Genomic DNA, 12254 nt, shown 5'->3' on the forward strand with positions numbered 1-12254 from the left:
TTTTATATCACCGCACAATTTTTTCATTATCAAATTTGTGATTTAGTTATATGACGCTACAATCCCTATTTTCAAAGGGGTAAAAATGATTTCATGCCAACTTTAACGAGAATTGACGTGTAATCATCGGGAACTGCTGCTTAAACAAGGGAAGAGCCACAATTATGCAAGCTTCTTCAATACCGCATAGTAGTGCCCAAGGGGATATCACCTCTGTTGTAGTTGATCGTGGTGAATCTTTAGACAATACAGAATTCAATAATAGCTGTTGGAATACCGAATTCGGTTGTTGCAGACGCGTTAGTGGGGAGTCTTCCGCTGCTAACGTAAAAAGAGCCAGATTAGTTGTTGGGGAAGAATTTTCGTCAGTAAAAAATGAGCCGTTAGGGAATAAATCAGTTGAAGCAGCTATTACAGAGAAAAGTTTATTATGTCGATTCAAAACTCTGGATGAGTCATCCTTTGAAGAATATAAAAAGTTAGCGGTGAGAAGGTCGAGTGGTGATAATTTTCCATTCCATGAATTAAAGGCCTGTATTGAAAAGCTAAAAGAGTATATAGAAGAGTACAAAAATAAAGGTGATGTTCTTCCTGAAGAATTTACCGTTCTCACCAATGCTAAGGACCGTTGTAATGATCTTATTGCTAAGGGTTTGCCTTATCTGGAAGTCATCACGCATATTTACAAGGTCTTGTCATTATTTGATTATTATATTTTTACTCGTGAGATTAAGCCTGATTTATCAGTGACAGGACTTTCTGAGCAGATTATCTTTTTTACATATTTCAAATGGGAAGAAGGTAAAGAGTGCTATGAGTCATCTCTTGGTGTGAATCGGTTTTTTAAAATCAAAAAGCTTAAATGGCATATTGAAGCGAGTGGTGATAGCCGATTCAATAATTTGGTATTTACATATTTCCCGGACACGATGACTATGGCCGATGTTTACAAAAAGGTTGAAGTATTCGAATATAAAGACTTTGAAAAAACTGCCATTAATAAAGGCTGTATAGTTCTACCGACCACTCTTTCAATAGGTTGTGAAAGCTTTAGTAAAATATTGAGGGCTCCAATTTATCCGGTTAAGGTTGAAAAAGGTACTTCCAAGGTGGATGGTGGTATTTATACCCCCCTTGGTTCTTACCGACATGACTTTATTCATGCAGCAGTTTGTTTAACAACATATTTTAGAGACAGGAAATCCGAGATTCGGGAATCCGTGATTCCAGAGGAAGGATGGCCGGTTGAAGAAAATCCATATATTATACATAGACCGATTATTGATGATCTATATAATGATTTTTATAGTAAGGTTGAACGTTTAAGTGCTGGAGATAAAAAAGATAAATCCTTAAAACAAGCTTGTTGCATGTTGTTGTTTGACAGTCTACATGAAAATAATTTTCATATAGTGCGACCATATCATTTACTGGGATGCGCTAATGGTGAGATCAAACGAGTGGCCGAAACATTGAGACAAAGAGTCGTTGGACATAAATTGGATGAATCCATCTTGGGATCTATTGATTCAGTCGTCGAAATGCTTAACAAATCCATCAGCGACAGCAAGTCGCGGGTTGGAAATAAAAAAATGGTACTGATTTAAAATATATCATTTTAGCTCCCTGTGCCTTTGGCAGAAGTTATTGCTCATGTATCCTTTGATCCGCAGATCTCAATGCCGCGATTAGGCTGTCTGTCTTGGTTCATTATTCCGAAAAGATAAAACAGTAAACATTCATAATAAAATCTCACCAAACCTTGTTCCCTGGGCCCGGATGAAAAAAACTGAGACAGTGGCAATTAATATCAACTACTATCAGCCGCTGATCAGGCAATGGCTGGCTTTCGGACAATTCGAATGGCGTCAATGCAAATGATCGCGGTTGCCAACCAGATAAAACCATAGGTAACCCACTGTCCCGGTGGTAAGGGCTCCCGCAGAACGAAAACCGCGACCATGAAAATAATGGCGGGTTCAAGATAGCTGAGCAGGCCAAAAAGGCTGACTGGCAGTGCCTTGGACGCAGCTATGTAGATCAGCATGGCGCTGGTGCAGAGAACACCAAGGCCTGGTAGCAGGTAATAGAGGTTGCTATTGGCTGCCACGGTTTGGAAGAATCCTTCGCTGTTAACAAGGGCAAAGACCGCAAATGGAAGCAGTAAAAGATTCTCAAACATAAAACAGGCCAGTGTGTTTACCTTTACTTTCCGGCGAATAACGAAATAAAGGGGGTAGCCAGCAGCGACTGCAACCGCTACCCATGACAGGCTGCCAAGCTGATAAATTTCATGGGTCACACCGATAGCAGCGAGGATGGTTCCTGCCAGTTGCAGTGGCCTTAGCTTCTCGCCATATGCGACGCGTCCCGTCAGAACCAGAGTGAGTGGCAGCAGGAAATAACCCATAGAAAGTTCGGTAGTCAGGCCATTCATCGGTGTCCAGACAAATAACCACCACTGAAAAGCGACCAGTATTGTGCCAGCACCCAGCCACAGCATGTTTTCCGGTTGTTTGAGCAGTTGCAGAAATAACTGGAATTTACCAAACAGCAGTAAAGCGGCCAGCGCGGTGACCGTTGAAAAAAGAATACGGTTCCAGAACAGCAGGTAACCGTCTAACGGATTAAGCCACTGGACATACCAGGGGATCAGACCAAACATCAACGATGCGAGGATAGAGTAGCCCAGTCCGGTGGAGGATACTGACGATGACATTACAACCCTGCCAGATTAAAAGATTACCGCAGAGTGCGGACAGCTGTTGGATTCTAGTATCAGACAATATAGGCGGCAAGCGGATTTCGTCATGAATATCCGTTCGCAACGTTATTTGGAAATGTTAGTCTGTTTTAAGAGAACTATTGGATAAAATTATGATTGAAGCGGATCGGTTAGTTACGGCAGAAGAGCGTCCAAATGAAGAGGTCCAGGATCGTGCTATTCGACCCGTCAGGCTGAGTGAATATACCGGACAACCGAAGGTCAGGGAGCAGATGGGCATATTTATCCAGGCTGCCCGCAACCGTGGAGACGCTTTAGATCACACCTTGATTTTTGGACCTCCGGGGTTGGGTAAGACGACGCTTTCTCACATACTTGCCAATGAAATGGGCAGCAAAATCCGTTCAACCTCCGGACCGGTTATTGAAAAAGCAGGGGATCTTGCTGCGCTTCTGACTAACCTTGAACCCAATGACATCCTTTTTATTGATGAAATTCATCGCCTCAGTCCTGCTGTAGAGGAAATACTCTATCCGGCGATGGAAGATTATCAGCTGGATATTATGATTGGTGAAGGGCCTGCTGCACGGTCAATTAAACTGGATCTTCCTCCTTTTACCCTGGTAGGTGCCACGACTCGCGCAGGGCTGTTGACGGCACCATTGAGAGATCGTTTCGGGATTGTACAGCGGCTTGAGTTCTACAATGTGGCTGATCTCAGTTCGATCATACTTCGTTCTTCAGGGATTCTGGGCATTCGTATGGATAAGGGCGCGGCTAATGAGTTGGCGCGCCGGTCAAGGGGTACGCCACGAATAGCCAACCGACTGTTACGCCGGGTCAGGGATTACGCTGAAGTAAAAGGCGATGGTTCTGTAACCCGTGATCTTGCTGATGCGGCCCTGAATATGCTGGATGTGGATGCCAGTGGCTTTGATCATATGGACCGTCGTCTCCTAATGGCAATGATTGAAAAATTTGATGGGGGACCTGTCGGTGTGGATAGCCTTGCAGCGGCCATCAGTGAGGAAAGGGATACTATTGAAGATGTACTTGAACCCTATTTGATTCAACAGGGCTATATTATGAGGACGCCTAGAGGCCGGGTGCTGACCAAAAGTGCGTATTTGCACTTTGGTTATGATTACACTGAATAAAACTCAGCTTCTTAATTATAACTGACAGGAAGCTCAAAATGTATCAAACTGGCCGGCCTCCGATCAAGCCTGAATTTCCTGCATTGAACCAATTGGCCGACCATTCTGGCTCTCAAGATCCGGATCGAACTTTAGGCAGCCAGCGTGGCAAGATGAACTCTTCAAGGGGGACATTTAATGTTTCCCCTCATGAGCAAAAGAGCCCACCAAGACAAATTCCCAAGGCTGAGGGACACACCGGTTTACCTGCCAGACCTATGGTTTCTGACAATGAAGGGGTTGATTCTTTACTACCAAAGGGTGGTGGGGTTGGATATCGTCGGGTAACGCAGAGTGGGCAGGCAGGGAATGGCGTTACAGTTCGGTCAGAATCGGAACCGCTGGATTTTAAAGAAGCCAGGTGCCATTCCAGGGATAAGTCGCTGGAGAAAATTTCATGTTCTGATATGCCCAGGCATGAAAGTGATAGGGGGTATGAGCAAATTAGAAAATATTCATTGGTAATGGGTTTTGTTAATGAATTAAAAGATAAAGAAAATAGTGAAGACAATGAGTCTGTTGCAATTCAGGATCACAGGCTGGTAAAAAAGTTAAAGGATTATTTTGAAAGCACTAAATTTAATGAGGGAGGAGTGTATAAGGTAGGTTTTACAGTGGATGATTTCGGTGAAAAAATTAATTTAGAATTTGCTCGCACTCTGCCGGTCACTCTGGCGACGCCTCAGCCGGAAGGAAAAAATGTATTCGCCAGTGCGTTTTCTGACGAGAAAAAATTATCTCCAATAAGTAGTCCTGATGGTATTTGTATTGAAATAGATGAATTAAATAATGAAGAATTATTTGCGGCAATAATTGATAATATTCAATCATTAAAACAGGCCGGTGGTGATTCTGAATTAAAACTATTTATCCGCTTTCGACGCCAGCTTCCTTCGGATCAGGAAATTCTAACATATCCAGGCTACCGTTTTGTCACTGGTACGGGAGATCCAGCTAAAGCCTATGTGTCAGATACCCTGCGGATATCAAGCAAGGAAGAAAAATCTTTATATATTGAATTCCAGATACCCTTGATTGAGTTATTCAGTGCTGATCTGGACAAGATTATTGATAAGTCCAGAGAGTATCCATCAACGATTAAAACATTCCATAAAAATAATGATTTCACGGAGTCTATCAATAACCGGAATAATTGGGAAATTATACATTCAAAAACTACAACAATTGTTAGAAATATGGAGCAGGCTGCGCCAGAAAAAAATGCATTTACTGACGACTATCTTGGATCAGGTATTGCCCAGAAAGTCAGTGTAAATGGTGCTTATCCCAGTATGGCCTTGAAATTTCTTCCCCTGCGAATGAAGAGTGAGGTTGAGGCCACAATAGTTATCAATACGCTGAGGGTAATGCAAGCAATGACCGAGATGATAATGGAGAGTGCTGTATCCGGGAAAAATAATACGCCGAAAATTTGTTTTAGTCCCGTAGACTATCTAACGATTGTTGATCAGGAAGTTTTAGAGGATGAAGAAGATGATCAGTCTTCCGATGAGCTAAATGATAATCCTGATAAGTCAGGATCTCATTTTCTGCAGCTACCCAGGTTAACAGGAAGGTCGCATAGTAATTCAGAGAGTGAACAACTTCATGAAATGATAAATGTTCCTGTTAAAGCAGTATTAACCCTTGAGGATGAGTTAAAGCGATTAGTCGATAGTGGAATGTCTCCAGATGAAGGTGTTCAATGTCAGGAAGTAGAGCGTGCCGATCAGTCAGTCCATCAGCTGAATAAAAAGAGAAAAGTGATTTGGGTTGCAGGGATGCAGAGAAGATATGATAAAAAACAAATGGTTGAATATATTCTGCAGGATCCGAATGAAGATGCAGCTATTAAGATAGAAATTGTCAAAGGTATTATTAATGCGATCGATGTTTTTGATAATTTTAATAAAGAAATAGAAGTCAAAGGGGGGAGTCAGTTAAAATGTATAATTGATGCTAATTTTGGTAATTTTGCTTTTGATAGGGTGGGTCACAGGCTGATTTATCTTGATGTTGCCCCGGCAACCTGTAGTCTTGATGGTCAGGTGGTTCCAGGTAATCAATTTATGGTGAACTGGTTTACCAGTAGAGAGAAGTTTGTCCATAAATTGTCTACCGATGTGCAAATGTCAAAGTTATTTCTTTTGGTTCTGGTTACTAACCAGCTTCGAAAGTTAGAGGTGCAATCTCGTCTATATGAGGATGAAGGTGTACGTGATGAAAATCTTAATCGCAGAGTTACCGGGCTGGATCATGTGGTAAGCATGATATCAAACCAGTTGGCAGAAAATGAAAAATTCATGAGCTGGTGTGATTCTACTCTGCTTGATTTTTTAACTGCAACGGTAAAAGTGGATATGTTTGATGGTGATGCAAGGAATGATTTTTTTTCTCGAGCATCAAACTCTTTTCAAGGTTATATGAATAATGAACCTCGTTGTAATAGCTCAGAATTATTGACTAAAGATTTAAGTATTGCAGAACACATTAAATTGCTGAGACTGGTGGCTGATGTGGCGGCAGATTATTTAGCAGGAGTGAAAAAGGATGCGATGGATTTATCTCCGAATAGAGTGAAGAAAATCGGGTTGCTTTCGAAAGGGGTTGTCAATAAAAAAATGCTGGGTGACCTTGAGGTCAGAAACCTTGTTAAGATTATGGCAAATCACAAGGTTGAACATTTTTTATCCGGATCAGTTAGTAAAAGTGATGTTTTTTATGACGTGGTTTTAAAGTGGCTGAATCACTATGATTTTGGCAAAGATTGTGGGTTTCCATTAGGCAGTGTAAGGGAATTTAAAGAGTCTGTTACGGGTAATGGATTGGGCGTGACGGATGGTGATGATTTGCAAGATAAAAAAAAGATAGTCTCGCTGCCCTCTTTTTTGAACAGTATGGATAAGTTTATGTCAAAAAAAATAGATGTATTACTTATTGAACCATTTTCTGGTGATGGGGGGAAAGTTCGTACTGTTCAATATAAGTGGGATGTCGCTTCTGATGGTAGTCATGAAATCGTTCTAAACGAGTATTCCGGGGCAGGAGCACTTCAAAATCTAATGGGCGTGGTGAAACCGAAGACGCTGATTCTGGTCAACCATCAGGTCAACAATCTCTACTCTATGGGCGATGTTGGTGATTTTCACTGGTCTTCAGTAAGTTTGGGTGAGAGCAAGTCGGAACAATCCCTGAAATTTAACTCTGTATTACCCCTGGAATATGAACAGGAAAAAACAGATGTTTTCGACAAAGCTGTTTTTGAACAAATTGTTCTGGCGTTGAAAAAGCTCTATCAGTGCAGAAATGCAATGGCTGAATCTGAACAAGGTGAATTGACTTTTTCTGATGAGGAGTTTCTGAGACGCATTATTCCATGGATTCCTGAGAGTTGTATTGAGTGGCGGGCGGAGGGTGGTGAAAAAGAGAGCGCTTTGATTAAGATGAACCTGTCTTCCAGTAATATGTTCCGTTTCAAACCCCTGCTGCGTGGTTATTCAGACATGATTCGGAGTGAGCTTGGGAAACAAGACTGCTCCAGAATTTATATGGTTATGTACTTTCCGGAAGCGGGAAAATATGTTCGCTGGATGTTGCGTGTTTCTACCAGGGTTGATCAAGAACTATCGTATATGAATTTTCGTGGACCTTTTTCATTGGCAGAACTTAAAAATGATATTCAGAGGAGTACTCAAGGTGCTTCTTCTGAGCTTGATTTTATGTTCATTGATGGCGGGTATGGATACAGCTCTGGAAATTTTTATCTACATAAGGTACCAGCGACCACTGTACAATCCGGTTTTAGTCATGCCTTCTTCCGGGAAATAGAAAAGGCTCACCCTGAGGGGTCGGCCGATCAAGAGACTGGTAGTACAGATTTTTATGATTGCAATGATATCCGGGACGATACCGACAATTTGACCTCCCTGGAGCTTCAGCAAAGGATTTTCAAATTGGATTCTTAGCAATTTGACGAGAGGGACTCGTTTTCCTGATAAAGTGAAAGCAATTTTGATACTGAATATGATGCCAGAGAGATAAAAGAAGTTTATGTCAACCTCTATCAGGCAGAAGATTACGCTGTTTAATTTGTTGCCAGCATTGGTCTTTTATTGTTTTATCACGTTTGTATTTTTATATTTTACTTTTAGAGCTGCATCTGCAGAGATTGGTCTGAGGCATCTTAATCAAACATTGCACTATGCATCACTCATTAATGGTAATCTCAGTGCTGTGATTCTTGCTGGTAAAGCATTGTCTTTATCTGTTGACCACTATGCCTATGATGACTTTACCGGTAAAATCTCTTCGCTATTTGGAGACATGGCTTTAATTAAAACGGTAGCGGTAATTAGCTTTAAAAATTCAGGCGAGGGATTTATAGGTGTTGAAGAATCTGCGTACTGGCAGAGATCTGGGCAAAAGTTTATTGCCAGTGCTGAAAGTCAGCATTATTCAGTACCTGAGTCATTCCTTTTATCCATTATGGATCATCCAGATTATAGTCATAACTGGTACGTTAATATTGAATTAGCAGGGACGCTTGATTTTTATAGCAGTTTGTTGATAAAGGTCTCTGATGATAGTGGTTTGGTTCGTTTTGTCAGGATTGATATTGATGGATCTAAATTGATTGATCATCCAATCAAATTGGATACAAGAATTCGTATTCTTATAGCTGACCAAGAGGGTAGGGTTGTTTTTTCCAACGGTATATCATTGCCTCGATACCGGACAATTGATCGGTTTGCACGTTTAGGTCCGTGTCAGGGGGCGGGTGAGGTTTTCACTCCTTCAGAGTTTTCAAATCCATTCGAGGAGTTTTTTTTCAGGCCTGTTAAAAAACCTCCTGATCCTGAAGTGCCTTGTCGCTTTCTACAGGATCTATTGGATCATGTTGTCAATAAAAACGAATTAGCCAGTGTGCGCATTCTTGCCAGAGATACCTATAAATGGCACACCGCTGTTCCAATCCAGTCTGCAGGGTGGTTTTTCAGTTACAGTATTCTTGAAAGCGATATTATGAAGCCTGTGTTAAAGCAGGCTGTATTAAGTGCAAGCTTAATTGGCCTGGCTATGTTGCTTTCCATTATATGCCTGTGGCTGGTATCTGGCCGAATCACCCGGCCATTAAATGAACTCAAGGATCAAATGAATACTTTTGGGTCTTTATCTGATGATTCAGGCCTTAATTACTCCGACTCGAAGGATGAAGCGGTCAGTTTGAACCGAAGTTTTTTAAGGTTCAAGCAGCGCCTTTTTGACCGGGAAGAGTCATTACAGCAGGCAAGAGCCAGTAATATGGGCAGCCTTGTACAGCAGTTACGAGGTAGCTATTTCTATTTTAATCTTACCTGTTCAGGGGATATCACTTATGTAAGTCCCTCGATAATTTCAGTGCTTGGCTTCAGCGTTGAGGCGTTTGCCGGAGATGTCCGGAAATTTCTGACAAGTTCCACTGTTAATAATCCATTTCTGAAAGTCTTGAATCTTTCGCCAAAAGGGTTATGGCAGGAAACATTCGAGCTGGAAATGTACCATAATGATGGTTCTGTCCGGTGTGTTGAAGTGAGTTGTGCGGGACATGAAAACAGGAACGTGCTGTCAGGCGTCCATAATCGTCATGTCGTTTACAGTATTGAAGGCATGGGAAATGATATAACCAATAGAGTTCGGGATACGGAAAAATTTAAGGCGCTGATAGCGGGTTCACCCGATGCCATTGTAATAACGGATGAGTCAGGGATTATAACGCTGGTTAATGAGAGAGTGGTTGATCTGTTTCGATATCATGCGTCTGATTTATTAGGTCTTCCTTTAGCATTGCTGATTGATCCTGTCTGTCGGTCAGAGCTTGATTTGTTGAAAACGTTAGATTCTGATAATCCGGAAAATCATTGTTTGAATGCCATTTTTTCCCATGGCTTTGATAAGTATGGGCATAGCTTTCCCATCGAAATATCCAGCAATGTTCTGACCAGCGCTGATAGCATACTTATACCCGTAGTGTTTCGGGATATTACAGAAAGAAAACAAATAGAGAGTGAGTTATTAAAAGCCAAAGAAACTGCTGAGAAGGCCAGTCAGGCAAAATCACTGTTTTTGTCTCATATGAGTCATGAACTCAGGACACCGCTGAATGGTGTGCTTGGCTATGCGCAATTGCTATTAATTGATGATGATTTTCCAGATAGATGCAGAGAAAGTCTGGGTTGTCTTGAGGGTTGTGGTTTACATCTGCTGACAATGATTAATGATATTCTGGATATGACCAAAATTGAGAGTGGAGCGGTAACCGTTGATCCGGTTCCATTTAACCTTGATGCAACATTAGATATGGTGCTTGCTAATTTTCGTGAACAAATCAGGGCGAAAGGATTGAACCTGACAGTGACTGTCCATAAAGATATTCAGTCCGAGATTATTGGTGATCATGTTAAAATACGGCAGGTTCTTATTAACTTGATTGGTAATGCTGTTAAGTTTACTGACTCAGGCTACCTGGCTCTGAATATATTTCTGGATAACGGGAGACTTCAGTTTGAGGTGATTGATAGTGGGCCAGGTATGTCGCCAAATGAAATGGAGAAGTTATTTCAGCCATTTACGAAGCTGAAGGAGGGGCAGGAGTTTGGTGGTGCCGGGCTTGGATTGTCAATCTGTTACCGGCTGGTAAAAGCGATGGGGGGAGAGCTTAAGGTTGAAAGTGATATCGGAAAGGGGAGCGGCTTTTATTTCAGTATCCCCTATCGAGTCAGTGCAGTGGGTAGCCAGAACGCTGATACTGACTCGTTTTCAAGGTATGATCATTCGGTCTTGACTGTAAATCAGTGTGATAAGCGGAAAATACTGGTGGTTGATGACAGTTTAACGAATAGAGACATGCTGGTTAAGGCACTAAAGTCCAAATCGTTTCATGTGGATGCGGCTGAAGGAGGGGTTAAGGCCGTGGAAAAATGCAGCAATACTCGCTATGACCTGATTTTAATGGATTTGCACATGCCGGGTCTTGACGGGTTTGATGCCGCGAGGGCCATTCATAGTCTTGCCGGGCAACGACCCATTAAAATCATGGCTATTTCTGCCAGTGTTTCAGAACAGACCAGGATGAGAATCGCTGAAGCTGGTTTTTGTGGTTTTGTTGCCAAGCCGATTCGTTTTGATGAGTTGTTTTTCTCCATTCATCATCACCTGGAAGAGTGTGATGAACAGTCCCTGTCACCCTTTCTTTCAGCTTCCAGTGTAGAAGAAATGATTCTTGCATTGAGTCACACGCTTGAAATAGGTGATTTGGAGTCACTTGAAGTGGCGGCAAAAAGCTGGTTATTGCAGTCAGGCTATGGAAGTTACCCCGCTAACATCATTGAGTTGTGTAAGTCTCTGGATATTCAGGGACTGGAGTCTATTTGTAGCTCGTTGATTGCGGTTTCAAACTCTTAGAATCTGTCCCGGAATATCTTGCCTTTTTTACCACAGTACCCGAAGAACCCTCTGGGCCTAAAGGCATAAAAGACACAGAGGGATAAAGAAAGGTTTTTTCTCTGCGCTCTCTGTGGCTCTGTGGTGCACGAAACGGGGGAGAATTATTAACGGTCAATTCCTTAGCTGGCTGGCCCTTCTGCGTCACCTGTGAATCTGCCTGTCATATTCTCCTCTTTAACGTGCGAAAATAAAAAACGTCTGTAGTTTCTCTGTAAATCCGGTTTGCGCCTTCTCTTTTACATGTTAGTAATCCGGTAATTCTCTGGGTATGTTTGATATAAACTTTACTTTTATTACCCTTCATAAGTAGTTCTGATCCCCATCGGTTTTTGATGTTATGATCAGGCTATTTTCGACTTCATAATAGATGGATAGAGAGGTTATCGGTGGCGGAAAGCATGTCTCTATGGGCTCTGATTGGCAATGCCAGTTGGGTAGTGTTGCTGGTATTGTTGTTACTGGTGGCTGCATCGGTTGTTTCCTGGATGATGATCATCCAGCGGGCAGTTCTCCTTCGCAATGCGCAACAGGCCATGGTTGCTTTTGAATATCGCTTCTGGTCGGGTATGGATTTGATCCTTCTTTATAAGGAGGTTCAGCAGAATGAACACCCGGATTCTGGCCTGGAACAGATATTCAAAGCGGGATTTTCCGAGTTTACCCGGCTTCGTAACCAGGGGGCTGCAGAGCCCGAAGCGATTATGGAAGGCACTCAGAGAGCGATGCGGGTGGCCATTTCCAGGGAGCAGGAAAGGCTTGAAGCGAATCTTCCTTTTCTTGCCAGTGTCGGTTCAACCTGTCCCTATCTTGGCCTTTTTGGAACAGTCGTAGGTATTATGAACTCTTTTCGT

The 12254-nt window shown here is 42.2% G+C and carries 6 protein-coding genes; 5 read left to right on the plus strand and 1 reads right to left on the minus strand.

The window, feature by feature from the left end; genetic code table 11:
- The first annotated feature begins 164 nt into the window (after nt 1–164).
- Complete coding sequence (locus RM811_RS16275; RefSeq protein WP_402526376.1) at nt 165–1607, plus strand: hypothetical protein; 1443 nt, start codon at nt 165–167, stop codon at nt 1605–1607.
- A gap of 224 nt (nt 1608–1831) precedes the next feature.
- Here the strand turns inward: RM811_RS16275 and rarD are convergent, their stop codons facing one another.
- Nucleotides 1832–2719, minus strand: a complete 888-nt coding sequence (gene rarD / locus RM811_RS16280) for an EamA family transporter RarD (protein WP_402526379.1) — start codon at nt 2717–2719, stop codon at nt 1832–1834.
- Nucleotides 2720–2877: 158 nt separating this feature from the next.
- Between rarD and ruvB the strand changes: the two genes are divergently transcribed.
- The 4 genes from ruvB to RM811_RS16300 all read left to right on the plus strand — a co-directional run.
- Entirely contained in the window at nt 2878–3882 is a 1005-nt protein-coding gene (gene ruvB, locus RM811_RS16285) for a Holliday junction branch migration DNA helicase RuvB (protein WP_402526382.1), read from the plus strand.
- A gap of 38 nt (nt 3883–3920) precedes the next feature.
- Nucleotides 3921–7886 (plus strand): hypothetical protein, encoded by a 3966-nt coding sequence (locus RM811_RS16290; protein ID WP_402526385.1) that lies wholly within the window; start codon nt 3921–3923, stop codon nt 7884–7886.
- 85 nt (nt 7887–7971) lie between these two features.
- Complete coding sequence (locus RM811_RS16295) at nt 7972–11361, plus strand: ATP-binding protein (protein ID WP_402526388.1); 3390 nt, start codon at nt 7972–7974, stop codon at nt 11359–11361.
- 440 nt (nt 11362–11801) lie between these two features.
- The coding region (locus RM811_RS16300; protein WP_402526391.1) for a MotA/TolQ/ExbB proton channel family protein at nt 11802–12254 on the plus strand (453 nt) is incomplete at its 3' end.

The organism is Endozoicomonas sp. (genome assembly GCF_031844845.1).
Classification (GTDB): Bacteria; Pseudomonadota; Gammaproteobacteria; order Pseudomonadales; family Endozoicomonadaceae; genus Endozoicomonas.